Origin of the sequence: Streptomyces sp. NPDC127129, from assembly GCF_042671585.1 — a bacterium.
Taxonomy (GTDB): Bacteria; Actinomycetota; Actinomycetes; order Streptomycetales; family Streptomycetaceae; genus Streptomyces.
The window spans coordinates 1-25874 of the sequence record NZ_JBHXTV010000027.1 but is presented as its reverse complement, the minus strand read 5'-3'; the positions used below and the strand labels follow the sequence as shown (position 1 = coordinate 25874).

The 25874-nt window shown below is 68.8% G+C and carries 23 protein-coding genes; 15 read left to right on the top strand and 8 right to left on the bottom strand.

What is annotated here, in order from left to right; genetic code table 11:
• The first annotated feature begins 2 nt into the window (after positions 1 to 2).
• The 6 genes from mycP (at position 3) to ACFVGW_RS34690 (ending at position 5102) form a co-directional block, all read left to right on the top strand.
• Positions 3 to 1244 (top strand): type VII secretion-associated serine protease mycosin, encoded by a 1242-nt coding sequence (gene mycP / locus ACFVGW_RS34715; protein WP_385854793.1) that lies wholly within the window; start codon positions 3 to 5, stop codon positions 1242 to 1244.
• A 75-nt stretch (positions 1245 to 1319) separates the two neighbouring features.
• Entirely contained in the window at positions 1320 to 1799 is a 480-nt protein-coding gene (locus tag ACFVGW_RS34710) for a hypothetical protein (protein ID WP_352191440.1), read from the top strand.
• 18 nt (positions 1800 to 1817) lie between these two features.
• Positions 1818 to 3143: a hypothetical protein gene (locus tag ACFVGW_RS34705; protein WP_385854792.1), complete on the top strand. Its 1326-nt coding sequence runs from the start codon at positions 1818 to 1820 to the stop codon at positions 3141 to 3143.
• 14 nt (positions 3144 to 3157) lie between these two features.
• Positions 3158 to 4399: a S8 family serine peptidase gene (locus ACFVGW_RS34700; RefSeq protein ID WP_385854791.1), complete on the top strand. Its 1242-nt coding sequence runs from the start codon at positions 3158 to 3160 to the stop codon at positions 4397 to 4399.
• Between the two features lie 51 nt (positions 4400 to 4450).
• On the top strand, positions 4451 to 4777 hold the full coding sequence (locus ACFVGW_RS34695) for a WXG100 family type VII secretion target (RefSeq protein ID WP_383228234.1): 327 nt from the start codon (positions 4451 to 4453) through the stop codon (positions 4775 to 4777).
• Between the two features lie 16 nt (positions 4778 to 4793).
• Positions 4794 to 5102, top strand: coding sequence for a WXG100 family type VII secretion target (locus ACFVGW_RS34690; RefSeq protein ID WP_383228235.1), 309 nt, complete (start codon positions 4794 to 4796; stop codon positions 5100 to 5102).
• 83 nt (positions 5103 to 5185) lie between these two features.
• On the opposite strand, the gene ACFVGW_RS34685 is transcribed toward ACFVGW_RS34690, so the two are convergent.
• The 6 genes from ACFVGW_RS34685 to eccCa all read right to left on the bottom strand — a co-directional run bounded on the left by ACFVGW_RS34685 (position 5186) and on the right by eccCa (position 13538).
• Entirely contained in the window at positions 5186 to 5419 is a 234-nt protein-coding gene (locus ACFVGW_RS34685; protein ID WP_352191445.1) for a DUF397 domain-containing protein, read from the bottom strand.
• 86 nt (positions 5420 to 5505) lie between these two features.
• Positions 5506 to 6162, bottom strand: a complete 657-nt coding sequence (locus ACFVGW_RS34680) for a hypothetical protein (RefSeq protein ID WP_385854790.1) — start codon at positions 6160 to 6162, stop codon at positions 5506 to 5508.
• Between the two features lie 9 nt (positions 6163 to 6171).
• The gene (locus ACFVGW_RS34675) at positions 6172 to 6843 is read right to left on the bottom strand and encodes a hypothetical protein (protein ID WP_385854789.1); all 672 of its coding nucleotides are present in this window, start codon (positions 6841 to 6843) and stop codon (positions 6172 to 6174) included.
• A complete protein-coding gene (locus tag ACFVGW_RS34670; protein ID WP_385854788.1) occupies positions 6840 to 8996 on the bottom strand; it encodes a hypothetical protein in 2157 nt (718 codons plus the stop codon). Before ACFVGW_RS34670 ends, ACFVGW_RS34675 begins: the two co-directional genes overlap by 4 nt.
• Positions 8997 to 9030: 34 nt before the next feature.
• Complete coding sequence (locus tag ACFVGW_RS34665) at positions 9031 to 9459, bottom strand: hypothetical protein (RefSeq protein WP_383228241.1); 429 nt, start codon at positions 9457 to 9459, stop codon at positions 9031 to 9033.
• A 125-nt stretch (positions 9460 to 9584) separates the two neighbouring features.
• Entirely contained in the window at positions 9585 to 13538 is a 3954-nt protein-coding gene (gene eccCa / locus ACFVGW_RS34660) for a type VII secretion protein EccCa (protein ID WP_385854787.1), read from the bottom strand.
• 173 nt (positions 13539 to 13711) lie between these two features.
• On the opposite strand from eccCa, the gene eccD reads away from it, so the two are divergent.
• The 6 genes from eccD to ACFVGW_RS34630 all read left to right on the top strand — a co-directional run bounded on the left by eccD (position 13712) and on the right by ACFVGW_RS34630 (position 20776).
• A complete protein-coding gene (gene eccD / locus ACFVGW_RS34655; protein ID WP_385854786.1) occupies positions 13712 to 15187 on the top strand; it encodes a type VII secretion integral membrane protein EccD in 1476 nt (491 codons plus the stop codon).
• Between the two features lie 192 nt (positions 15188 to 15379).
• Positions 15380 to 15670: a 30S ribosomal protein S15 gene (rpsO, locus tag ACFVGW_RS34650; protein ID WP_147979976.1), complete on the top strand. Its 291-nt coding sequence runs from the start codon at positions 15380 to 15382 to the stop codon at positions 15668 to 15670.
• 279 nt (positions 15671 to 15949) lie between these two features.
• Positions 15950 to 18172 carry a polyribonucleotide nucleotidyltransferase gene (locus ACFVGW_RS34645; RefSeq protein WP_352191452.1) on the top strand — a complete coding sequence of 741 codons (2223 nt, stop codon included), beginning with the start codon at positions 15950 to 15952 and terminating at the stop codon, positions 18170 to 18172.
• Positions 18169 to 19548 carry a M16 family metallopeptidase gene (locus tag ACFVGW_RS34640; protein WP_385854785.1) on the top strand — a complete coding sequence of 460 codons (1380 nt, stop codon included), beginning with the start codon at positions 18169 to 18171 and terminating at the stop codon, positions 19546 to 19548. The genes ACFVGW_RS34645 and ACFVGW_RS34640 overlap by 4 nt, the downstream gene beginning before the upstream one ends.
• A gap of 17 nt (positions 19549 to 19565) precedes the next feature.
• Positions 19566 to 20318, top strand: a complete 753-nt coding sequence (gene dapB, locus ACFVGW_RS34635; protein WP_352191454.1) for a 4-hydroxy-tetrahydrodipicolinate reductase — start codon at positions 19566 to 19568, stop codon at positions 20316 to 20318.
• Positions 20319 to 20323: 5 nt separating this feature from the next.
• Positions 20324 to 20776 (top strand): hypothetical protein, encoded by a 453-nt coding sequence (locus ACFVGW_RS34630; protein WP_383228246.1) that lies wholly within the window; start codon positions 20324 to 20326, stop codon positions 20774 to 20776.
• Here ACFVGW_RS34630 and ACFVGW_RS34625 read toward each other — a convergent pair.
• A complete protein-coding gene (locus ACFVGW_RS34625) occupies positions 20766 to 21344 on the bottom strand; it encodes a hypothetical protein (protein ID WP_385854784.1) in 579 nt (192 codons plus the stop codon). The two genes, ACFVGW_RS34630 and ACFVGW_RS34625, sit on opposite strands and share 11 nt — an antisense overlap.
• A 95-nt stretch (positions 21345 to 21439) precedes the next feature.
• Positions 21440 to 21679, bottom strand: coding sequence for a hypothetical protein (locus ACFVGW_RS34620; protein ID WP_352191457.1), 240 nt, complete (start codon positions 21677 to 21679; stop codon positions 21440 to 21442).
• A gap of 202 nt (positions 21680 to 21881) precedes the next feature.
• Here ACFVGW_RS34620 and thyX point away from each other — a divergent pair, with 202 nt between their 5' ends.
• The 3 genes from thyX to ACFVGW_RS34605 all read left to right on the top strand — a co-directional run bounded on the left by thyX (position 21882) and on the right by ACFVGW_RS34605 (position 25506).
• Positions 21882 to 22622, top strand: coding sequence for an FAD-dependent thymidylate synthase (gene thyX, locus ACFVGW_RS34615; RefSeq protein WP_385854783.1), 741 nt, complete (start codon positions 21882 to 21884; stop codon positions 22620 to 22622).
• Positions 22623 to 22800: 178 nt separating this feature from the next.
• Entirely contained in the window at positions 22801 to 23700 is a 900-nt protein-coding gene (gene dapA, locus ACFVGW_RS34610) for a 4-hydroxy-tetrahydrodipicolinate synthase (RefSeq protein ID WP_352191459.1), read from the top strand.
• A gap of 120 nt (positions 23701 to 23820) precedes the next feature.
• A complete protein-coding gene (locus ACFVGW_RS34605) occupies positions 23821 to 25506 on the top strand; it encodes a ribonuclease J (RefSeq protein WP_383228253.1) in 1686 nt (561 codons plus the stop codon).
• Positions 25507 to 25874 lie beyond the last annotated feature (368 nt).

Sequence of the window (25874 nt, the reverse complement as noted above, 5' to 3'; positions counted from 1 at the left end):
TGGTGACGTATCGAACGGCGGCCCTGTTCACCGCCTCGGCCCTCACGGTGATCCTCGCCGCTCCACCTGTGGCCGCCGAGCCGCGGGACCTGGTCCTCGACGGCAGCGGCGAGTGCACGTTCCCGATGAAGAAGCAGATCGAGGGCATCCCCTGGTCGCTGCAGAGGGTCCTGCTCGACGAACTCTGGCAGGACACCAAGGGCAGGGGCATCCGCGTCGCCGTCATCGACACGGGCGTCGACGACGTGAACCCGCAGCTGAAGACCGCTGTGGACGCCAAGGCGGGCAAGGACTACCTGAAGCCGGACAAGAACAGCTCGGGCGCCGAGAACGACCGGCGCGGCAAGACCGACGGCACGGTCGACGAGGTCGGTCACGGGACCAAGGTCGCCGGCATCATCGCCGCACGCCCTCGCTCCGGCACCGGCTTCGTCGGGATCGCCCCCGAGGCGACGATCATCCCGATCCGGCAGAACGACGAGAAGAACAGCGGCAAGTCGGACACGATGGCCCAGGCGATCGACCACGCCGTCGCCGAGGGCGCCCACGTCATCAACATCTCCCAGGACACCACCCAGGCGCTGAGTTCCGACTCCTCGATGGCCAAGGCGGTCGCCAGGGCTCTGGCCGAGGACATCGTCGTCGTCGCCTCGGCCGGCAACGACGGCATGGACGGCACACTCAAGAACACCTATCCCGCGGCCTTCCCCGGGGTGCTCGCCGTCGCTTCCTCCGACCGCAACAACGAGCGGGCGGAGTTCTCCCAGTCCGGAACCTTCGTGGGAGTCGCGGCGCCCGGCGTCGACATGGTCTCCACCGTCCCCGGCGGCGGTCAGTGTGTCGACAACGGCACCAGTTTCTCCGCCCCGTACGTCTCCGGCGTCGCGGCCCTGCTGCGCGCGAAGCACCCGGAGTGGAAGCCGGCCCAGGTCGTGGCCCGCATCGAGCAGACGGCCGTACGGTCCATCAACGGCCGCGACAACCACGTGGGCTGGGGCGTGGTGGACCCGGTCCGGGCCCTCTCCGACGCTCCGGATCCGGCACCGACAGCCCCCACCCCCGACCCGGCCCCGCCCAAGCCACCGGCACCCGAGCCGGCCCGGCTGGCGATGACGGAGACGTCCCAGGAACGCGCGGAGCGCCTCGGCACGTACGCCCTCGGCGTCGCCGCCGTCCTGGTGGCCGTGGTCGCGGGCACGGCGACGGTGATCCGCGACAGCCGGCGCCGGCGACGGGGGATGTGACTTTGCAATTGGAACTGTCGTACCAAATGGCTAGAGTGATGTGCGAGTTCGCGAGCCTGACGAGGGGGCACTGAGGTGGGAGAGCCGGCCGGGGGTGGCAAGCAGGGGCTGGAAGTCGGAGAAGTCACTCTCCAGAGCTTCTACTCGCGCATGCAGAAGCTCGTCGAGGAGCTGAAGGGCTCGCCCGCCGAGCACACGAAGATCGGTGAACAGAAGGTCACGGCCGCCTCGTACGGCACGGGCTTCGCCGCCGCGACGGAACTGCACAGTGCGTACGAAAAGGTGCGTACGCGCCTCGAGGAACTCACGAGGACGTTCGGCGAGACGATCGAGGGCATGGGCCTGGCGGCCACGATCGCCGACAAGGGCTACACCGGCGTGGACGAGGAAGAGCGCCAGCGGTACGCGGCGATCCAGAAGCGCACGCAGCAGGAGTACCGCGAGCGCCACGGCGAGGGCGGCCAGGGCGGCCAGGGGGCCGGCGACGGCAAGGACAAGCCCGAGCAGCCCACCAAGGACACGGACGGCACCGGCGATTCCGGCGGATTCAGCTAGCGGGGGAGTGGCAAGAACATGGCAGGAGAGTTCGAGGGGAAGTCCCTGGACGCCCTCTACGCGATGATCGCGTCGGCCAAGCCGGAGGAGATCACCACCACCGGCACGGCGCTGTCGTCGGCGGTGCCGAAGATCCTCGAGATCGCCGCCGACCTCCGTCTGTACATCAGCCGTGTCCAGTGGGAGGGCGAGGGAGGCAACTCCTTCCGCACCTGGGGCGCCGGCATGGTCTCCGAGACCCTGGTCCTGGGCGACTTCACCAAGGTCGTGGCGGACGAGATGCAGCGCGCGGGCCAGGCCCTGTCGGAAGCGAAGGCCGCGGTCCCGAAGCCGGCGGGCATGTGCTTCGCCGACCCGGAGAAGGAGAAGGCCCGCATCGAGTCGGAGACGGGCCCGAAGCTCCAGGAGGCGATCCACCAGCTGGAGCGGCTGTCGTCGTACTACGACGCGACGCGGAACCGGATGGCGGCGGAGCGGGAGCCGGAGTTCAAGCCGCTTGCCCCTGCGGGCGTCGGAGGAGGCGAACGTGCGTATGGGACGGGGGGTTCCAGCAGCGGGACGACGCAATCGACCTCCGGAACAGGCCTCACTCACGCCGACCGGTCCTCCACCCGTACGCCCGACGCGGCGACACCGAGCCGACCGACCCCTGATGTGACGCTGCCGCCGACGGCTACGAGGCCGCCGGAGCCCGAGGTGAACACGAACCTCGACTCCGTGACCATCACGCCGGACGCTCCGCCCCGCACCCCTGCCCAGCCGCCCACTGCTCCGCCGGTCACGACGGTCGGCCCGCCGAATCCTCCGTTGCCGCCGCTCGCTCCGCCGGTCGGCCCCCAGCCGACGACGAGTCTGCCTCGCGTGAACCCGGGACTCCCGGGTCCCGCGACCGGCGGTCTGAAGGGCCCCGGCCCTCTCGGCATGCCGCCGCGCGCGGAGGGCATCACCGGAGGCCGTCAGGTGCCCGGTCGCACGGGCCTGCCCGGTCAAGGGCCTCGGCTTCCCATGGGCCCGGTGATCGGAGAGGAACGCGCCGGTCAGTACGGTCGCGGTGGGGCGGGGATGCACGGGCCCGGTGCTGGCATGCACGGCGCGCCGGGCGGTAACACGGGCGGTGCGGCAGGCCGTCGGCTGGCCATGCAGCCGGGTGGAACCGTCGGGAGCCCCACCGGTTCCGCCGGACGGGCGTTCACCCCTGGCGGTACCGGCCTGGTCCGCCCCACCTCGACCGAGCGCGGCGAGGACGAGCACCGTACGAACCGTTCCCGCCCTGACTACCTGACCGAGGACGAGGAGACGTGGGATCCCGGCCAGCGTCAGATCGTCCCGCCCGTCATCGACTAGGAGATCCTTCGCCCATGCCTCCGCTCGCCCGAGTCCTTCGCCGCCGCGCGGTCGGCCTGCTCGGCGCCATGACTGCCGTCGTCGCGACGTGGACTGTCATGGCGCCTGCGGCGCAGGCGGAAGACATGCGCGGGCGTCAGTGGTACCTGGACGCGATGAAGGCGGACCAACTGTGGAAGGTGGCCTCCGGCAAGGGGGTCACTGTTGCCGTGCTCGACAGTGGAGTCGACTCGACGGTGTCGGAACTCCGCGACAATGTGCTGCCCGGTCACAACTTCTCCGACGCGGGAGAGGGGCCTGGCCGCATCGACGAGAAGGATGACGATCGGCACGGCACCAACATGGCCCTCGCCATCGCAGGGAACGGGAGCGACGGCGGCGTGAGGGGGATCGCTCCGGACGTGGCGATCCTTCCCGTGAAGGTGGGCGACTACGTCAACTTCGGGATCAAGCCGATGCTCAAGGGCATCCGGTATGCCGCGGACAACGGCGCCCGTGTGATCAACATTTCCATGGCGGGCCCGGCCGACGAGAGCGCGGCCGCGGAATGGCAGGCTGCCGTGGACTATGCCCGCAAGAAGGGCGCCTTGATCTTCGCGGGAGCGGGTAACGACGGCCTCGACGTGCCCCAGTACCCCGCAGCCATCCCCGGAGTCGTAGCCGTAGGCGCTCTCGACACCAAGGGCAAGGTCGCCGACTTCTCCAACTACGGCTCCCACCTCGCCCTCGCCGCGCCGGGAGTCGAGATTCCCGGCCGGTGCACCAACGACAAGAAGCAGTACTGCGCCCACCGGGGCACCAGTCAAGCCACCGCCATCGCCTCCGGCTCCGCCGCCCTCATCTGGTCCGCGCACCCCGACTGGACCGCCAACCAGGTCCTCCGCGTCATGATGGAGACCGCCGGGCACGTGGGCAAGGTGCCGGACAAGTACATCGGCTACGGCTCGATCCGTCCCGCTCAGATCCTCCTGGAGGGCAAGGGCAACCCGGGCGCCCCCGACGTCAACCCGCTGCTCGCCGCGCAGAAGCAGGCGCAGCAGTCGCAGTCGCCCGCACCACAGACTTCCCCCTCTCCTGGCAGCACGGGGGCAAGCGGCACCAACGGGCCGGCCCAGGAACCGAAGAAGCCTGAGTCGGCGGCCCGGCCCGAAGAGAGCGGCTTCCCGCTCTGGGGCATCGCCGCGGGTGCCGTCGCCATCGTCGCCGTGATCGTCGGCGTCGTCGTGGCGGCAGGCAGGCGCAACAGGAGAGCGTAGCCAGAGCTGAGCTACGCGTACGAGTACCTTCCCGACAACGAGGAGCGTCACATGACCAGCCCCGCAGGTGGGTTCGGGCTTGCCGAGGATCCGGTAACCCAGGCCAAGAACAAGATCATGCAGACCGGCGAAGAGGTCTCCAAGCAGGCCCGCGAGATGGCCAACATCCTGGAGACGGTCCACGCGGGCTGGACGGGTGCGGGCGCGGCCGGCTTCAAGACCGCGCAGACGGCCCTCAACGAGGACCACGACACCATTCGGCGCCTGCTCAACGTGCTGCTCAACGCGGTCAACGAGACCAAGAACCTCAGCGCCGCGAACGACTTCGAGGTGTTCCAGACCCTCAAGGCCAACAACTCCGCGCTGAACAACATCTGAGCCTGAGGAGAGCACGATGTCCGGCATCGACCAGAACACCAAGGTCCGGTACGAGAGCGTCCAGGAGATGGCGAACCGTCTCCGGACCGTCTCCTCGAACATCATCAAGGACCTCGAAGAGATGAACGCCGCCCTCCGTGTCGTCACCGACACCTGGGACGGCGAGGCCCACCAGGAGTACGTGATCCTCCAGGGCAAGTACAAGAAGCGTGCCGAGGACATGAAGAACCGCCTCGAGACCGTCGCCAAGCAGATCGAGTCGGGCAAGGACAGCTACCGCGCCACGGACGTCAAGGCGTCGCGGCTGTTCACCGAGGGGTACTGACCCCCGGGACTCCGGTACGCACAGCAGAAGGGGCCCGTTCCTCCCGGAACGGGCCCCTTCGCGTACGCCCTCTATGCGGGCGGCTACTTCAGGTCGAACTCGCCGTCCTTCGCGCCCAGGACGAAGGCCGTCCACTCGGCCTCGGTGTAGCGCAGGACGGTGTCGCGGTCGAGGGAGGACCGCATCGCCACGGCCCCGCCCGGCAGGTGGGCGATCTCCACGCGCTCCTCGTCAGGGCTGGTGCCGGGAGGGCCCTGCCACTCGACGTCGCTGATGTCGAGCGCGTACAGCTCGTCCTTCTCCTGCTGAGTGCCCATCAGGCTGTGCTCCTTAGTGCGGGTGGAACGTCGTCGCACCTCAATGATCGGCCCTGACGGTTCCCGGTGTCAGACGGACGGCGGATTCACTTCGCCTGCGCGGCGAACGTCCGTGCCAGCTCCGCGACCTGGTCCGGCTTGAGCGCGCTCTTGTCGTCCTCGCCGACGGTCAGGAGCAGAGCCACGTCTCCCTTCCCGCCGGAGTCGAGCCGGACGGTCACCACGTTCCCGCCCTTGCTCGCCACGGGCTCGCCGGGCTTCGCGTCGGAGGCCTGCGTGCCGAAGGACTTCACGTCCTCGACGGACATGCCGCCGGCCTGCTGGGCGGTGGGCAGGAGGTAGTTGGTCGCGCTCCCCGCTTCCGTACCGACGGTGTGGACCGTCAGGTCTTCACCGCCCACGTGGTACGAGCAGGTGATGATCCCGCCGGCCTTGCCGGCCAACGGCGACTGCGGGTCCGTCGTCCTTCCGCCCTCACCCGTCGCCATCGGTTCGCCCGCCTCGGCCCCCGCCGCGCCGGCCTCGATCCCCTCGTCGACGTCGGCCGCCTCGGCCGCCTTCCCGGCGTCGTACGGCACCGGGCACGCGTCGGCCCCGTCCTTCCCGACTCCCCCGGCGAGCTCGGCCACCCGGTCCACGCTCAGGGCGCCGGCGGCGTCCGTCCCGTCGCCTCCGCAGGCGACGAGGGTCGTCAGCATGGCTACGCCCGCCGCAACGGCGATCTTTCGCTTGATGTGATTCATGATCGCCTTTCAGCGCTCCGTGGCGAGGGGCTTCACGACCGGCTCCTTCGCCAACGGCTTGTTCTCGCAGCCGAGGGACTCTGTTGCCCTTCGTGCCATGAGATACAGCAGCGTCATCTGCTCGTCCTGTGTTCCGTGATCGTGGACTGGACCGAGATTGACGGTGTACGACGCTTCGGCATGCAGCGAGACCTTCTTGGACCGTTCGCGCAGATCTCCAGGCATGACACAGATGACGTCGAGCGTCGAGGTCACATCGGAGGACGTCCCGAAAGCGTTGACGAAGTCGTAGGAGAAGGTCCCGCTCTCCTGCGACGGCTTGCTCGCGTCGACCCGGGGAACCCACTCGTAATCGATGCTGGTCCTGCCGCCGCCCTTCTGCCCGTTCGGGAGGTACTGACAGGCCGACACCGCGTACATCCTCGTGTCATCAGGGAACAGTTGGAGATTCTCGTTCATCTTCTCCACGAACCTGGACTCCCTGTTGTTGAGGTTCGTCGTGAAGTTCTCCGCCCTCATGATCTGCCGCAACAGTTCCTCTTCGGTCGACTTCGCCGAGATGTCGCACAGGTAGTTGTCCGGACGTCCTGCCTGCGGCGGCGCTTCTTCGGTGCAGGACGTCACGGCGAAGAGTGTGGCGATGGCTCCAAGGAGCCGTAGGCGTGTCTTCTGCATGGTCACACCAGGTATCCCTTGGCGGCGCCGATTCCGGCGTCGTGTCCGTCGCCCGCCGCATCCCTCGCCGACACGAACGGACCCGCGCCCAGGTTCTCGCGCTTGTTCCATTCGTCGAACATGCTGTTCAGGCCGTCCTTTCCGGATGAGTATGTATCACTCGAACCCTTTCGTGCCTGTTCCTCTGCCAGATCCTGCACACCCTTGACCCAGTCGAACTTGGCGGCGTCGATCAAGGCTCCACCTGCGGTACCCACAAACGGAATCTCGCCGATCAGGGCGTTCCCGGCGATTGCCGTGTATTCGCCTGTTTCCTCCGCCCAGTCCGCCTTGTCCTTGCCCTTGTCCATATATACGTCGGCGCCGATTTCGTCGAGGGCACCCATCGCCATACCGACGTTCCGTGAACGATGGTCCCAATCGGCACTCTGTCCGTGCGTGGCATTGGCCTCGAAAGGCGGCGCTTCAGCGAGTTGCTTCGCGGAATAAGCGCGTTCTGCTTCGTACAGCAAGGCGTACGAGGGCCCGTCGTCTGCGATTCCGCGCATGACTCGGATCAGGCTCTCCTGGCCAACCGCGATGTGCGCGTTATCGCCCTTGCCGGTGATGTCGTCCTTGCCCGCCGCGCCGCCGTACGCCGATTCCTGGCCGCTGAACGTGATGTGCGTGTCGGCCACGTAGTCCGCGAGCGCTCGGGCCATCGGCTGCTGCAGGTTCTTGAGGTCATCCTTGGCCCACTCGGCGCCGCCCTTGTCGTCGTCGAGGAACCTGATGGCGTTGTGCATGACCCGCGCCTGCCCCTCGGTGTGGGCACCGACCGGGCCGAGCTTCTCGCCCGGCTCGTGGCCCGTCGCCGCCGCCTGGATGGCGTTTCCGAGGCCCATGGCCTTGGAGGGGTCGTCCATGAACTGGGGAGGACCGTAGGCGTTGTTCAGCCCCACCTTCGGCCATTCACGGTCGGTGAGAAGGAACTTCAGGTGCTCATTCTCGTTTCCGGGAGCCTTGGGGTCCAGGAAGTACTGAGCGTCCGCGGGATCCTTGCTCATGATGTTGAGCAGGCCGTCCAGCGGGTCTGCGGCGACGTTGGGCCGCAGAACGTCCCTGAAGTGCGCCCAGTGGTCAGGGTCCTTCTTTTCGATCTCGATCATGTCGTGACCGAGCTCATTGAGGAATTCCTTGCCGTAGCCGTCCGGGTTCCCCTGGTTCATGAGAGTGACAAGAACCTGGTACCCGTGTGTCGGGACGTTGTCGCCCATTGGGCCGGTGTCCTGCGTGACGACAGTGCCCCCAAGCCGCTTCAGGCCGTCCACGAACGGCCGGTACGCATAGCTGTTCGGGTCCTTAGTTCCCGAGGCGATCGTGTCAGCTAGTCCGGCGTTGATGGAGTTGTAGAACTTCTTGTCCGCTTCTGAGATGCCCCGCTCATTGGCCGCCAGATTCATCCGATCGGCGATCGTCAGCGCGTCCTTGGCGCCCAGCGCGTGCAGGTACGCCTCGCTGAAGTGCTTGTCCTTGGAGTTCTTCTCCAGGATCTCGCGGTACTGCTCCAGCTCCTTGCGCGAGGCGTCGCCGTTGCGCACCTTCTCCGAGAGGGCCAGGGCCTCCACGGCCTCGACGTCGCCCACCGGCTTGGAGTTGAAGCCCAGCGGCGCCGTGCCGTCCGCGCCCGAGGCGTTCAGCAGGGCGGTCTTCACGTCCTGGTCGAACTCGGTGACCGCCTTGACCGCGTCGTTGATCTTCTTCGTGTACGACTGCTCCACCGACCGCAGGTCGGGGTCGTGCCTGATCGTGTAGGCCTCCTTCTCGGAGACCTTGCTGAAGTCGTAACTCGCGACGCCGTACTCCGAGACCTTCATGCCGGCGGTGACCGCCTCGTCCACGGCCGTCTTCACCCGGCCCTTGAGCTCCGTGAGCGTGCTGTGGGCGTCCCGCAGCAGCGACTCCATCGCCTTCGCTTCCTTCTGCGCGGCGTCGAGCTCGTTCCGGGTGATGCCGAAGTTGGTGGCACCGATCTGCTGGGCCTGACCGGTCCACAGCGGACCGCCCGAAGCGACCTTCTGGACGTCCTTCTCGTAGAGGTCCTCGACCTTCTTGAACTTCTCCGCCATGGTCTTCCAGCCGTCGGCGGCGGTGCTCAGCTTGCCGAGGTCGGTCTTCATGATCTCTTCGTACGTCGGCATCGCGACTCTCCCCCTACAGTCCCGAGATCTTCGACTGCGTCACGAGGCCGTTCCCCGTCACGATGTCGTTGCTCTGGAACAGCGTCGACGCGCCCCGCAGAGCGCCCTTCTCCGATTCCAGCCGCGCGTTCAGACGCTTCACCTGGCTGTCCCAGTGCTCGTGCGCCTTCTTCAGCCCGGCGGCGGTCTCCCAGCCCTTGAACGTCGCGACGGCACTGCTGGTGGACTCGTCGGCCGCGTCCGCGGCCGTCTTCAGGTCCGGCTGGATGTGGTTCTCGATGCTGTTGGCCGCCTGCTTCTTCTTCGCGGGCGTGGTCGCCAGATCGGGGCCCGTGCCCCCACCGCCTCCCCCGTCCGCGGGGAGCTGGTTGAGGCGCGTGTTCGCCGACTGGTTCTCGACCGCCGCGTTCTTGGCCTGGGCCCACTCGTCGTTGAACGACATGAATTCCCCCTCGCTGAGTTAGGGCGATGTTTGCAGTGATGAAGTGTCCACGTCCACCGGAGACGACGTCGTCCGCCGACCCCCGGTTGTCGGCGCCGGGTCCGGCGCCCCGCCGCTCCGCGCGCTCATCGCTCCGGCATCCGTCCCGTCTGGATCAGCGACGAGCCGCCCCGGCGCCCCACGAAGAAGCCGCGTCCCGCCGGCATCGGCCGCGGCCGGGCGCTGCCCAGCAGGTCGCCCTCGTTGGGGTCGCCCGACAGGACCACGCCCTGCGCGCCCAGTTCCTTGATGCGCTGCATGAAGGACTCGTACATGGACCGCGAGGCACCGGCGCTGTTGCGCGCGATGATGAAGCGGACGCCCGTGTCCCGGGCGAAGGGCAGATACTCCGCGAGCGCGGCCAGCGGGTTGCCGGAGCTCGTCGCCACGAGGTCGTAGTCGTCGACGACGATGAAGACCTGCGGGCCCGACCACCAGCTGCGGTCACGCAGCTGCTGCGGTGTCACGTCCTGGGGCGGCTGCCGTCGCGAGAAGACTCCCGCCAGGGCTTCCATGTGCATCTGCATCGAGCTCGCCATCGGCGCGTACTCCAGGAGGTGCTCCTCCGGCAGGGCGCCGAGGAGGGCCCGGCGGTAGTCGCCGACGACGAGCTTCGCCTCGTCGGGGGAGTAGCGCTCCGCGATCTGCTTGGTGATCAGGCGCAGCAGGTTCGTCTTGCCGGACTCGCTCTCGCCGAAGATCAGGAAGAACGGGTCCGTGTCGAAGTTGACGAACACCGGCTCCAGCCGCGTCTCGTCGATGCCGATGGCGATGCCGTGCTGCGGGAACTCGAAGCCCTTCGGCAGCTGGTCCGCCGGAACCTTGTGCGGCAGCAGTCGTACCGCGGGAGCGGGCGGGCCGGCCCAGGCATTGCGCACCGCCTGGACGAACGCCGCCGTTCCCTCCGCGAGATCGCCGGAGGTACTCAGCGAGTCGAGCAGCGGCAGGCCGCCCATGAAGTGCAGCTTCTCCGGCACCTGGCCGCGACCGGGCACGCCGGTGGGCACGTTGGCCGCCACCTTGCGGTCGAACTCCGAGTCCATGACGTCGCCGAGGCGCAGTTCCAGACGGCTCAGCATCTGGTCCTTGATCGCGGCACGGACCTCCATGTAGCGGGCGGCCGTGATCACCACGTGGATGCCGTATCCGAGGCCACGGGCCGCGATGTCGGAGACGATCCCCTCCAGCCCGTCGTACTCGTTCCTGAAGCCGCCCCAGCCGTCGATGACGAGGAAGACGTCGCCCCAGGCCTCGCCCGGCAGTTCACCCGCGGCGCGCTTGCGCCGGTAGGTGGCGATCGAGTCGATGGAGTGCGAGCGGAAGAACTCCTCGCGCCGGTTCAGCACGCCGAGCACCTCCGCCACCGTCCGCCGCACCCGCTCGGGGTCCAGCCGGGAGGCGATCCCGCCGACATGCGGCAGTTCGGCCAGCGACACCATGCCGCCGCCGCCGAAGTCGAGTGCGTAGAACTGCACTTCGGCCGGAGTGTGCGTCAGCGCGAAGGACGAGATCAGCGTCCGCATCAACGTCGACTTGCCGGACTGCGGACCGCCGACCACCATCATGTGGCCCGCCGCACCCGAGAAGTCCCGGTACAGCACCTCGCGCCGCTGCTCGAAGGGCTTGTCGATCAGCCCGAGCGGCACCGTGAGCCCGCCCTGACGGGTGTACTCCGTCGCCGTCAGACCGCGGTCGGCGGTCGCCGCGATCCCCGGCAGGAGCTGGTCCAGCGAGGGCGCCCTGTCCAGCGGCGGCAGCCACACCTGGTGCGCGGGCACGCCCTGTCCTTCCAGCCGGCGCACGATCACGTCGAGGACGGTGTCCGCGAGCGCCTCGTCCTCCTCCTCACGCTGCGCCGCCAGGTACGCCGGGTCGGGCGCGGCGTACACCACCGGCACCGGTGTGGCGGTGAAGACCGCGGGCCGCCGCTCGATCGGCAGCTGCCCGGCGGCGAGCCGCGGCCCGCCCGTGCGGTACGTGCCCGAGACGTACGCCGCCTTGAACCGGGTCATCTCGTCCGTACCGAACTTGAGATAGCCCGACCCCGGCACCGACGGCAGGTGGTACGCGTCCGGCACGCCGATGGCCGTGCGCGACTCGGCCGCCGAGAACGTCCGCAGACCGATCCGGTACGAGAGATAGGTGTCCAGACCGCGGAGCTTGCCCTCCTCCAGGCGCTGCGAGGCAAGCAGCAGGTGCACGCCCAGGGACCGGCCGATGCGGCCGATCTGGATGAACATGTCGATGAAGTCCGGCTTCGCGGTCAGCAGCTCGGAGAACTCGTCGATGACCAGGACCAGTGACGCCAGCGGCTCCAGCGGGGCACCGGCCGCCCGCGCCTTCTCGTAGTCGTGGATGTTGGCGTAGTTGCCCGCCGAACGCAGCAGCTCCTGACGTCGCTGGAGCTCACCGCGGATCGCGTCACCCATGCGGTCGACGAGCGTGAGGTCGTCGGCGAGGTTGGTGATGACGGCGGCGACGTGCGGCATCTGGGACATGCCCGCGAAGGTCGCACCGCCCTTGAAGTCCGCGAGGACGAAGTTCAGCGTCTCCGAGGAGTGCGTCACCGCGAGACCGAGGACGAGGGTGCGCAGCAGCTCCGACTTTCCGGATCCGGTCGCACCGACGCACAGCCCGTGCGGGCCCATGCCCTCCTGCGCGGCCTCCTTCAGGTCCAGCATGACCGGCTGGCCGTCCTCGCCGACACCGATCGGCACACGCAGCCGCTCGGCCACGGAGCGGGGCCGCCAGGTCCGCGCCACGTCCACCGAACCGGCGTCACCCAGGTTCAGCAGATCCGTGAAGTCCAGGTTGGCGAGCAGCGGTTCGTCGTCGTCCCCGCCGCCCATCCGCAGCGGCGCGAGCTGCCGGGCCAGCGCCTCGGCCGCCGGCAACGAGATCCCGTCCGGCACACCCTCGTACGCGAAGCCGCCGCCCGACTCCAGGCGCAGCCGCCCGGGCCGCACGACCACCGACAGACCACCGCGCGGCTCGTCCAGTTCACCGGGGATCACCTCGATGATGGTCACGCCCTGCAGGCCTTCGGGCGCCGCGAACAGCGAGTCCGGCGGCACCATCCCGCCGTCGAGGACGACGACCACGTGCGGCTGGTCCAGGACGGGCTGGCTGTCGCGGCTGAACCTCGGCCGGCCGTCGAGCCGCGAGCGGATCATCGACTCCAGCTCACCGAGGTCGTCGCCGAACAGGCGCCTGCTGCCCGCGCCGTCGACCTGACCGGCCACCTGCGTGTGCGGCAGCCACTTCGTCCAGTCCCAGCGCTCGTGCGCACCCCGGGCCGAGACCACGGCCAGCATCAGATCGTCGGGGGAGTGGAGCGTCACCAGCTGGGAGACCATGCCGCGTGCCGCGGACTGTGCCGCCTCCGGCTCCCCGGAGACCGTCACGTGGTAGAAGGCGCGCATCGAGACCGCCATCGGCAGCCCGTCCAGCGAACCGTGCACCGCCAGGAACTGCTGCATCGCCCCCGCGCACAACGGCTCAAGCTCGTCCACCGGTGCCGTGTCCGGGGCGACCAGCGGCGTCGCCAGCTGCTGGGCGCCCAGACCGATCCTCACCTGCCCGAAGTCCTTGTCGCCCACACGGCGTTCCCAGACGCGCGAGCCCTCGGCGACCACCGACCACAGCTGCTCGGGCGAGGGGTGGAGATACAGCTGCGCGTCCCGCTGCCGGCGTGCGGTGCGCCGGACCGTGCGTCGCGTCTGCGCGAGGTATTTGAGGTAGTCGCGCCGGACATCGGCAATTTGCCCCTGCGTACCCTTCCGGAATCGGACGAGCTGCGCGATGACCATTCCGACCGTCGAGACGAGCATCAGCATGCCCATGATGCGCATGAACGGATGCGCTCCAGGCATGAAGAAGAACACCACGGAGGAGCCCATGCCGAGCATCGGCAGGAGCTGCATCAACATGCCCTCCTGCTGCCCGCGCGGCAGTTCGGGCGGAGACTCCAGAACCAGTTCCTCACTGGGTACTTCCGGAGGAAGGGACCTCGGCGGGCGTTTGACGACGATCTGGCTCACCGGCTCATCAATCCCTCGTTACGGGCGGACTTCGTGCGGGAGTTCCGCACCGGCGCCCCGTGAGCGACGGCCTCCCCCATGAGACGGCGATCCTACTTGCAGCCGCATAAGACCGTCCCCGGTAGGGTGGCGCGCGCACTGTGCGCAACCGCGAATCAGGGGGTTCCAGACACGTGAGTACGACTGCAGCGACCGGCTTCTGCCGTGTCACCGTCGTGGCGCCGGACAGTCGTATCGACGTGGCACTCCCTGAGGACATCGCCGTCGCCGACGTCTACCCGGAGATCCTGCGGCTCACCGGCCAGACCCAGGCCCCCGGCACTCCGACCGGCTACCACCTCGTCCGGCGTGACGGCTCCGTCCTCGACGGCGCGCGCACCCTCGCCGCCCAGCAGGTCCTCGACGGCGAGATCATCTCGCTGCGCCCGTTCGCGCAGTCGCTGCCGCCGGCCGTCTTCGACGACGTCTCCGACGCCGTCGCCTCCGCCGTCACCCGTGACCGGCACCTGTGGAGCGACGACCTGCTGCGCGGCGCCGGACTCGTCGGCGGAGTGCTGCTGCTGGTCCTGATGGGCTTCGTGCTCTGGTTCGCCGATCCCGTGCGCCACGACATGCACAGCCTTCCCGGTGTCATCGCGGGCGCCGCGGGCGTCCTGCTGACCGCGTTCGCCGGCGTACGCGCCCGGGTGTACGGAGACCGGGCCACCGCCGTCGCCCTCGGGCTCGGCGCCCTCCCGCTGCTCCTCATCGCCGGCTCGGGCATCATCGGACCCGACGCCGGCCAGGGCCCCGGGCGCCTGCAGTTCCTGCTCGGCTGTGTGACCGTACTGGTCGTCTCCGTCGCCCTGGTCGCGCTCACCCCCAGTGGCGACGCGCCCTTCGTCGCCGCGACCTTCCTGGCCGCGGTCGGCACCCTCGCCACCTTCCTGGCGATCGTCTCGGAATCCTCCGCCACCGAGACCGCCGCCGTCTGCGCCCCGGTCGCCGTCGGCCTGGTCGCCTTCCTGCCCGGCCTCTCCGCACGCTTCGCCCGGCTGCCCATCGGCTACGCATCGCCGCGCAGTGCCGCCGACGACGACTTCCACGCCGACCCGGCCCGTGCGGCCGACGAGGCCCAGCCCGTCGACGGCGAACGCATCGCCCTCCAGGCCCGGCGCGGCCACGAGATGCTCCTCGGCCTGGTCGGCGGATGCGCCGCCGTGGTCGTCGGCTCCGCCGCGGTCCTCGGCTTCGCCGGCAACGTCTGGGGCCAGCTCCTCGCCCTGGCCGCCGGCCTCGCGATGCTCCTGCGGGCCCGGCTCTTCCGCTACACCTCGCAGGTCGCGTGCGTCCTCGTCGCCGGAATCGCCGCGATCAGCCTGCTGATCCTGGGCCTCTCCCTGAATCCGCCGGTCGACCTGGTCAAGGACCTGCTGATCTACGGAGACCGCGGAGGCCTCGACATCCGTACGATCTGGCTCACGGCCGCCGTCGCCGCGGGCGCCGCCCTGGTCACCGCGATCGGACTGATCATCCCGAGGAAGGGCCTCTCTCCGTTCTGGGGCCGCCTGCTCGACCTGACCGAGGGCTTCGTCCTGCTCTCCCTCGTCCCGCTCTGCCTGGCCGTACTGGACGTCTTCATGGCGGCCCGCTCCCTCACCAGTAAGTAAGGGCTCTGCACACACCTGGTACCCTGTGTAACGGCCGTTTGTGTACGCGCTCCCGGAAGTGCCCCGAATCCCCGGATTCGACGGATTCTCTGGGAGCTGCGCTCATCGGACCTTCGCCTCCGAGTCACGGAAGCTCCCCTGAGACCAAGACCAGGGGCACTCGTGGGCGCACGAACACCAGAGGAGTACCGAGTGTCTCTCGACGCCGCTACGAAGAAGCAGATTTTCGCCGAGTTCGGCCAGAAGGAGGGCGACACCGGCTCCCCCGAGGTTCAGGTCGCGATGCTCTCCCGCCGCATCTCGGACCTGACCGAGCACCTCAAGCAGCACAAGCACGACCACCACTCCCGTCGTGGTCTGCTGATCCTGGTCGGCCAGCGTCGCCGCCTGCTGCAGTACCTGGCCAAGAAGGACATCCAGCGCTTCCGTGCCCTGGTCGACCGCCTCGGCATCCGCCGCGGTGCGGCCGGCGGTGCCAAGTAAGGACGCCGTGAAGGGAGCGGTTCCCACTTTTAGGGGGCCGCTCCCTTTGCTGTACGTGCGCGATGTGCCGACCGGCACTTAGTCTGGTCACACAACGCCACATTCACGAGTGAGAGGCCGCCGGCACGCCGCCGGTCCTCGGTAGTGGCCCCCGGACCCCACAATCCCCGGGTGCTTCGATCGAAGACCGGCCCGCATACGAAGGCGCGCTTCTCCTCCACCACCGTCCCCGGCCACACGGGCCGACGGACGAAAAGACGAAAGTAGGAGAAACCGCTAGTGGAGAACGAGACCCACTACGCCGAGGCCGTCATCGACAACGGCACCTTCGGCACCCGCACCATCCGCTTCGAGACGGGCCGCCTGGCCAAGCAGGCCGCCGGCTCCGCCGTGGCGTACCTGGACGACGACACGATGGTCCTTTCGGCCACCACCGCGTCCAAGAAGCCCAAGGACCAGCTCGACTTCTTCCCCCTCACGGTGGACGTCGAGGAGCGGATGTACGCGGCCGGCAAGATCCCCGGCTCTTTCTTCCGCCGGGAAGGCCGCCCCTCCGAGGACGCCGTCCTCACCTGCCGCCTGATCGACCGCCCGCTGCGCCCCTCCTTCAAGAAGGGCCTGCGCAACGAGATCCAGATCGTCGAGACGATCATGGCGCTCAACCCCGACCACCTCTACGACGTGGTCGCCATCAACGCCGCCTCCTGCTCCACGCAGCTGGCCGGCCTGCCCTTCTCCGGCCCGATCGGCGGCACCCGTGTCGCCCTGATCAACGGCCAGTGGGTCGCGTTCCCGACGCACACCGAGCTCGAGGACGCCGTCTTCGACATGGTCGTCGCCGGTCGCGTCCTGGAGGACGGCGACGTCGCGATCATGATGGTCGAGGCCGAGGCCACCGAGCGCACGATCGAGCTCGTCAAGGGCGGCGCCGAGGCGCCGACCGAGGAGGTCGTCGCCGCCGGTCTCGAGGCCGCGAAGCCCTTCATCAAGGTCCTCTGCAAGGCCCAGTCGGACCTCGCCGCCAAGGCCGCCAAGCCCACCGGCGAGTTCCCGGTCTTCCTCGACTACCAGGACGACGTCCTGGAGGCGCTCACCGCCGCCGTCCGGAACGACCTCGCGCAGGCGCTCACCATCGCCGGCAAGCAGGAGCGCGAGGCCGAGCTCGACCGCGTCAAGGAGCTCGCCGCCGAGAAGCTCCTCCCGGCCTTCGAGGGCCGCGAGAAGGAGATCTCCGGTGCCTACCGCGCGCTGACCAAGAAGCTGGTCCGCGAGCGGATCATCAAGGACAAGGTCCGCATCGACGGCCGTGGGATCACGGACATCCGTACCCTCGCCGCCGAGGTCGAGGCCATCCCGCGCGTGCACGGCTCGGCGCTGTTCGAGCGTGGCGAGACCCAGATCCTGGGCGTCACCACCCTCAACATGCTCCGCATGGAGCAGCAGCTGGACACCCTCTCCCCGGTGACCCGCAAGCGCTACATGCACAACTACAACTTCCCGCCGTACTCCGTCGGTGAGACCGGCCGCGTGGGCTCGCCCAAGCGCCGCGAGATCGGCCACGGCGCGCTCGCCGAGCGCGCCATCGTGCCGGTGCTGCCGACGCGCGAGGAGTTCCCCTACGCGATCCGCCAGGTGTCCGAGGCCCTCGGCTCCAACGGCTCGACGTCCATGGGCTCGGTCTGCGCCTCCACCATGTCGCTGCTGAACGCCGGTGTGCCGCTGAAGGCCCCCGTCGCCGGTATCGCCATGGGTCTGATCTCCGAGGAGATCGACGGCAAGACCCACTACGTCGCCCTCACCGACATCCTCGGTGCGGAGGACGCCTTCGGCGACATGGACTTCAAGGTCGCCGGTACGAAGACCTTCGTCACCGCGCTCCAGCTCGACACCAAGCTCGACGGCATCCCCGCCTCGGTCCTGGCCGCCGCGCTGAAGCAGGCCCGTGACGCGCGTCTGCACATCCTCGACGTGATGAACGAGGCGATCGACGTTCCGGACGAGATGTCCCCGAACGCGCCGCGCATCATCACCGTCAAGATCCCGGTGGACAAGATCGGTGAGGTCATCGGCCCCAAGGGCAAGATGATCAACCAGATCCAGGAGGACACCGGCGCCGACATCACGATCGAGGACGACGGCACCATCTACATCGGTGCCGCCGACGGCCCGGCCGCCGAGGCCGCCCGCGCCACGATCAACGGCATCGCCAACCCGACCATGCCGGAGGTCGGCGAGCGCTACCTGGGTACGGTCGTCAAGACCACCACCTTCGGTGCGTTCGTGTCCCTGCTCCCGGGCAAGGACGGCCTGCTGCACATCTCGCAGATCCGCAAGCTCGCCGGTGGCAAGCGCGTGGAGAACGTCGAGGACGTGCTCGCGGTCGGCTCCAAGGTCCAGGTCGAGATCGCCGAGATCGACCAGCGCGGCAAGCTCTCCCTGATCCCCGTGATCGCGGACGAGGACGGCGCTGCCGAGGACGCGAAGGACGACACCGACCAGTGACGTCCCGTAGTTCCCGTGTGACGGCCCGCCCCTCTTCGGAGGGGCGGGCCGTCGCCCGTACCCAAACGCTTCTCCCGGGCAGGGACGGCATCGGCACGGTCCGCCGCACCACCCTCCCCGGCGGCCTGCGGATCGTCACCGAGACCCTCCCGTCCGTGCGCTCCGCCACCTTCGGCATCTGGGCCCACGTCGGCTCGCGCGACGAGACGCCCACGCTCAACGGCGCCACGCACTACCTGGAGCACCTCCTCTTCAAGGGCACGAAGCGACGCAGTGCCCTCGACATCTCCTCCGCGCTCGACGCGGTCGGCGGGGAGATGAACGCCTTCACGGCGAAGGAGTTCACCTGCTACTACGCGCGGGTCCTCGACACCGATCTGCCGCTCGCCATCGACGTGGTCTGCGACATGCTGACCGGCTCGCTGATCCTCGAGGACGACGTGGACGCCGAGCGCGGCGTCATCCTCGAAGAGATCGCGATGACCGAGGACGACCCGGGCGACGTCGTGCACGACCTGTTCGCGCAGACGATGTTCGGCGACACCCCGCTGGGCCGCCCCGTCCTCGGCACGGTCGACACGATCAACGCCCTCGACCGGGGCCGGATCGCCCGCTTCTACAAGAAGCACTACGACCCGACGCACCTCGTCGTCGCCGCCGCGGGCAACATCGACCACGCCACCGTCGTACGGCAGGTCCGCCGCGCCTTCGAGAAGGCCGGTGCCCTCTCCCGTACGGACGCGGTCCCCGTCGCCCCCCGCGACGGCCGGCGCACGATCCGCACCGCGGGCGCCGTCGAGGTCCTGAGCCGCAAGACCGAGCAGGCCCATGTGGTCCTCGGCATGCCGGGCCTGGCCCGCACCGACGAGCGTCGCTGGGCCCTCGGCGTACTGAACACGGCCCTCGGCGGAGGCATGTCCTCGCGCCTCTTCCAGGAGGTCCGCGAGAAGCGCGGCCTGGCCTACAGCGTGTACTCGTACACCTCCGGCTTCGCCGACTGCGGCCTCTTCGGGGTCTACGCCGGCTGCCGCCCCAGCCAGGTCCACGACGTGCTGAAGATCTGCCGCGACGAGCTCGACAAGGTCGCCACGGAGGGTCTGACCGACGACGAGATCACCCGCGCCGTCGGCCAGCTCTCCGGCTCCACCGTCCTCGGCCTGGAGGACACCGGCGCGCTGATGAACCGCATCGGCAAGAGCGAGCTGTGCTGGGGCACCCAGATGTCGGTCGACGACATGCTCGCCAGGATCGCCGCCGTCACCCCGGACGAGGTCCGCGAGGTCGCCCGTGATGTCCTCGGACAGCGTCCCTCGCTGTCCGCCATAGGGCCGCTGAAGGACAAGCAGGCGGCACGCCTGCACGAATCCGTCTCCTAGAAGGAGTTCAGAGAGCAATGAGCAAGCTGCGCGTGGCGGTCGTCGGAGCCAAGGGCCGCATCGGCTCCGAGGCCGTACGGGCCGTCGAGGCCGCCGAGGACATGGAACTGGTCGCGGCGCTCGGCCGCGGCGACAAGCTGGAGACGCTCGCCGAGGCGGGCGCCCAGGTCGCGGTCGAACTGACCACCCCGGACTCCGTGATGGGCAACCTCGACTACTGCGTGCGCCACGGCATCCACGCGGTCGTCGGTACGACCGGCTGGACCGAGGACCGCCTCGCGCAGCTGAACTCCTGGCTCGCCGCCTCCCCGGAGACGGGCGTCCTGATCGCCCCGAACTTCTCCATCGGCGCCGTGCTGACCATGAAGTTCGCCCAGATCGCGGCCCCGTACTTCGAGTCCGTCGAGGTCGTCGAGCTGCACCACCCGCACAAGGTGGACGCCCCCAGCGGCACCGCCACCCGTACCGCCCAGCTGATCGCCGCCGCACGCGCCGAGGCCGGCCTCGGCGACCAGCCGGACGCGACCGCGACCGGTCTGGCCGGGGCGCGAGGCGCGGACGTCGACGGCGTCCCGGTGCACGCCGTACGGCTCAGGGGCCTGCTGGCCCACCAGGAGGTCCTGCTCGGCAGCGAGGGCGAGACCCTGACGATCCGTCACGACTCGCTGCACCACTCCAGCTTCATGCCGGGCATCCTGCTGGGCGCCCGCCGTGTCGTCTCCACCCCGGGCCTCACCTTCGGCCTGGAACACTTCCTGGACCTGGGCTGACGGCCATGGGTGGAAAGATCACGTACGCCTTCCTCGCCACCGTCCTCGTCCTCGTCTTCGGCGTGGTGGCGATGGAGGGCGTCCTGCTCCTGCTGACCGGCGAACCCCTCGCCATGGGTATGGGCGCGATCGCGTTCCTGCTGCCCTGCGTGGGCGGCTGGTTCCTCTGGAAGAACACCGCCTTCGCGCGGAACGCGCAGCGGCTCGCCCGCGAGCTGGAGGCCGAAGGCGGCCTGCCGGTGGACGAGTTGAGGCGTACGGCCGGCGGCCGCATCGACCGGGAGTCGGCCGACGAGGTCTTCGCGAAGCGTCGCGCCGAGACCGAGGACGCGCCGGACGACTGGCGCTGCTGGTTCCGGCTCGCGGTCGCCTATCACGACGCCCGCGACACCCCGCGCGCCCGCAAGGCCATGCAGCGCGCGATCGCCCTGCACGCGGGCCGTACGGTCAGCGCGTAGCGGCGGGGGCGGCGGGGGCGGTTGCGACGCCGTACTCGGCGTTCCACGCCTCGACGGTGTCCGCCGCGCGGTCGAACGCCTCGATGCGGGAGAGGAAGTCGGCGTTGTGGTCGGTGAGCAGAGCGATCTGCTCACCACCCTGCCGTCCGAGAATCAGGGCCTGGCCCTGGACGGTCCGCGGCAGCCCCAGCCACCGGACGGGCTGCTGCGCCGTACGCACCTGCGTCACCCGGGCCCACGCCACGGTGGTGGTCGAGAGGAAGCCGACCCGGCGCACGCCGTGCCGGCTCACCCAGGTGCCCACCCGCAGCATCCGCAGCGCGGAGGCGATGATCAGGGCGGCCAGGACGAACGTGACGACGGCACCGCTCATCGTGCCGGCTGCGACGGTGATCACCGCGGCGAACAGCACGAACGAGGCGAGCAGCAGCGCGAGCGCCGCCGCCCCGACGCGCCAGGGACCGGGCCGGTAGGGCCGACGCCACTGGTCGTGGTCGTCGAACGGCAGCGCGACATCGTCGTCATTCGCGTCAAAAGCGCGGTCGGCCGTCAGAAAAGGCAGGGGCACGACTGGTCCTCACTCACAAGCACGCTCGAAGGGGCTGTGCCCGGTGAGGCTACCCAGGTGGTCTCGACCGGGCCACCTCAGGGGGGCCGTTCTGATCAGCGGCCGTCGGAGGCTTGGGACTGCTGCCGGTGACCGTCGGCCGCCCCCGACTCCATGGACGGCATCCCGAAGAGCAGAGATCCGACGAGACCGGCCACGACGGTCAGCCCGACCAGCGTACGGCCCGCCACCTGGGAGACGCTGAGGCGCTCCCTGGGCGGCGGAGTGACGTTACTGCGGAAGCGGTCGGCCTCGGCGACGAATGCGAACGGGACGGCCTCTCGCCGGCTGAACATCTGGGCCACTCTCCTCGGAGCTCGTGCAGTGTGCGCTGTCACGGATAAAGACGACCAAAGTCACCGTTCGGTGCCCGATTTCCCCGAATTGGCCAAAGAAAGTGGTCCGGGTGGGTGGGGGAGCAGGTGAGGGGCTCGGCTGTCAGTGGCTCCCCGTAGAGTGGGCGCCGCCCGAGCGACGCACTTTGGAAGGACCCCGCCGGTGAGCGACACCCCCGCAGCAGATATCAAGCCCAGTTTCCGCAGCGATGTGACCGTCGAGCTGGTGAAGCACAGCGCCGCCGACTCGGACGTGCTGTGGGCGGCCCGCGTCTCCACGGCGGGTGAGCAGTCGCTCGAGGAGCTGCAGAAGGACCCCGAGCGGTCCAGGGGGCTCATCAACTACCTGATGCGGGACCGGCACGGCAGCCCCTTCGAGCACAACTCGATGACCTTCTTCATCAGCGCCCCGATCTTCGTCTTCCGCGAGTTCATGCGGCACCGCGTCGGCTGGTCGTACAACGAGGAGTCGGGCCGCTACAGGGAGCTGGAGCCGGTCTTCTACGTTCCCGACGCCTCCCGCAAGCTCGTCCAGGAGGGCCGCCCCGGCAAGTACGTCTTCGTCGAGGGCACCGAGGCGCAGCAGGAGCTGACCGGCCGCGTCATGGAGGACTCGTACGTCCAGGCGTATGCGGCGTACCAGGAGATGCTCGCCGCGGGCGTCGCCCGTGAGGTGGCCCGATCGGTCCTGCCCGTCGGTCTCTTCTCCTCGATGTACGCCACGTGCAACGCGCGCTCGCTGATGCACTTCCTCGGCCTGCGCACCCAGCACGAGCTGGCCAAGGTGCCGTCCTTCCCGCAGCGGGAGATCGAGATGGTCGGCGAGAAGATGGAGCAGCACTGGGCGCAGCTCATGCCGCTCACGTACGACGCGTTCAACAAGAACGGCCGTGTGGCCCCATAAAGCACAGATGTACGACCACGTCACGCGAAGTGTCCGTATTGCGACGTTTCACGAAGTTCATCTAGGCTGATCAAACGGACCCGGCACTGCTTGAACCCCCGAGCAGGCAGTGCCGGGCTCCCTTTCTCACGTCCCCCGAGGGGACACCGGGCGATGAGCAGCGAGTAGCGTGTTACCCATGGCTCCGATCTCCACTCCGCAGACCCCCTTCGGGAGGGTCCTCACCGCCATGGTCACGCCCTTCACGGCTGACGGCGCACTCGACCTCGACGGTGCCCAGCGACTTGCCGCCCATCTGGTGGACGCGGGCAACGACGGCCTCGTCATCAACGGCACCACCGGCGAGTCCCCGACCACCAGCGACGCGGAGAAATCGGAGCTGGTACGGGCGGTACTGGAGGCGGTCGGCGACCGCGCCCACGTCGTCGCCGGCATCGGCACCAACGACACGCACCACTCCATCGAGCTGGCCCGCACCGCCGAGCGCGACGGCGCACACGGCCTCCTCGCCGTCACGCCGTACTACAACAAGCCCCCGCAGGAGGGCCTGTACCGGCACTTCTCGGCCATCGCCGACGCCACCGGCCTCCCGGTCATGCTCTACGACATCCCGGGCCGCAGCGGCGTCCCCATCGACACCGAGACGCTCGTCCGGCTCGCCGAGCACCCCCGGATCGTCGCCAACAAGGACGCCAAGGGCGACCTCGGCCGCGCCAGCTGGGCCATCGCCCGATCCGGCCTCGCCTGGTACTCCGGCGACGACATGCTCAACCTGCCGCTGCTCTCCGTGGGCGCCTGCGGCTTCGTCTCCGTCGTCGGCCACGTCGTCTCGCCCGAGCTCCGCGCCCTCCTCGACGCCCACCTGAACGGTGAGGTCCAGAAGGCCACCGAGATCCACCAGCGACTGCTGCCGATCTACACGGGCATGTTCCGTACACAGGGCGTCATGACCACCAAGGCCGCGCTCGCCCTCCAGGGCCTCCCCGCGGGCCCGCTGCGGCTGCCCCTCGTGGAACTTTCTCCCGAGGAGACCGCACAGCTCAAGATCGATCTCGCCGCCGGCGGGGTAGAGCTCTAGATACAGACTTCACAACTGAATATCCGATCGACGAACGATCGACTGACAACAGCAAGTGCACGAATGTCATGCGCGCCACGTGCCCAAGCGGTACGTGGCGCGTGTGGTGAGGAGAGTCTTTTGAGTCATCCGCATCCTGAACTCGGCGCCCCGCCGAAGCTGCCCAAGGGCGGCCTGCGCGTCACCCCGCTCGGCGGGCTCGGTGAGATCGGCCGCAACATGACGGTCTTCGAGTTCGAAGGCCGGCTGCTGATCGTCGACTGCGGCGTCCTCTTCCCCGAGGAGGAGCAGCCCGGCGTCGACCTGATCCTGCCCGACTTCACCACCATCAAGGACCGCCTCGACGAGGTCGAGGGCATCGTGCTCACGCACGGCCACGAGGACCACATCGGCGGCGTCCCCTACCTGCTCCGGCTCAAGCCGGACATCCCGCTCATCGGCTCCAAGCTCACCCTCGCGCTGATCGAGGCGAAGCTCCAGGAGCACCGCATCCGCCCTTACACCCTCGAGGTGAAGGAGGGCGACCGGGAGGCCCTGGGCCCCTTCGACTGCGAGTTCATCGCGGTCAACCACTCCATCCCGGACGCCCTCGCGGTCGCCATCCGCACCCCCGCGGGCATGGCCGTCGCCACCGGCGACTTCAAGATGGACCAGCTCCCGATGGACGGCCGGCTCACCGACCTCCACGCGTTCGCGCGGCTCAGCGAGGAGGGCATCGACCTCCTGCTGTCCGACTCGACGAACGCCGAGGTCCCGGGCTTCGTCCCGCCGGAGAAGGACATCTCCACCGTCCTGCGGAACGTCTTCGCCAACGCCCCGAAGCGCATCATCGTGGCCAGCTTCGCCAGCCACGTGCACCGCATCCAGCAGATCCTCGACGCGGCGCACGAGTACGGCCGCCGCGTGGCCTTCGTCGGCCGCTCGATGGTCCGCAACATGGGCATCGCGCGCGACCTGGGCTACCTGCGCGTCCCGGCCGGTCTGGTCGTCGACGTGAAGACCCTCGACGACCTCCCGGACGACGAGGTCGTGCTGGTCTGTACCGGCTCCCAGGGCGAGCCGATGGCCGCGCTCTCCCGGATGGCCAACCGCGACCACCAGATCCGGATCGTCCAGGGCGACACCGTGATCCTGGCGTCGTCGCTGATCCCGGGCAACGAGAACGCGGTCTACCGCGTGATCAACGGCCTGACCCGCTGGGGCGCCAACGTCGTCCACAAGGGCAACGCCAAGGTCCACGTCTCGGGCCACGCCTCCGCCGGCGAGCTGCTGTACTTCTACAACATCTGCAGGCCGAAGAACCTGATGCCGGTCCACGGCGAGTGGCGCCACCTGCGGGCCAACGCCGAGCTCGGCGCGATGACGGGTGTCCCCAAGGACCACATCGTCATCGCCGAGGACGGCGTCGTGGTCGACCTGGTCGACGGCAAGGCCAGGATCGTGGGCAAGGTCCAGGCGGGCTACGTCTACGTCGACGGCCTCTCGGTCGGGGATGTCACGGAGTCCTCCCTGAAGGACCGCCGCATCCTCGGCGACGAGGGCATCATCTCGGTCTTCGTCGTGGTCGATGCCTCGACCGGCAAGATCGTCAGCGGCCCGAACATCCACGCCCGTGGTTCCGGCATCGACGACGCGGCATTCGACGCCGTGATCCCGAAGGTCGAGCAGGCCCTGAACAAGTCGGCCCAGGACGGCGTGGTCGAGCCCCACCAGCTCCAGCAGCTGATCCGCCGCTCGGTCGGCAAATGGGTCTCGGACACCTACCGCCGGCGACCGATGATCCTCCCGGTGGTCGTGGAGGTCTGACGGACGGCTCAGGCCCCGGCCTGACCAGCGCCAACTGGGAGCGGGGCGCCTCGATTTGCATCGGGGCGCCCCGCTCCAGTACGTTTACGGCTCCGCCAGCAAGGGAATCCCCGGCACCTTCGTGTGTCCGGACGGATGACCGAGCGGGGCGGGAAATCCGACTCAGAACTTCTGATAAAGTCGGATCAACGCCGGAAAGCGGATCGGGAAAACCGAGAAGCCGGAAAGCACCGAGGAAATCGGATCGAAAAGATCTGATAGAGTCGGAAACGCAAGACCGAAGGGAAAAGCCCGGAGGAAAGCCCGAGAGGGTGAGTACGAAGGAAGCGTCCGTTCCTTGAGAACTCAACAGCGTGCCAAAAATCAAC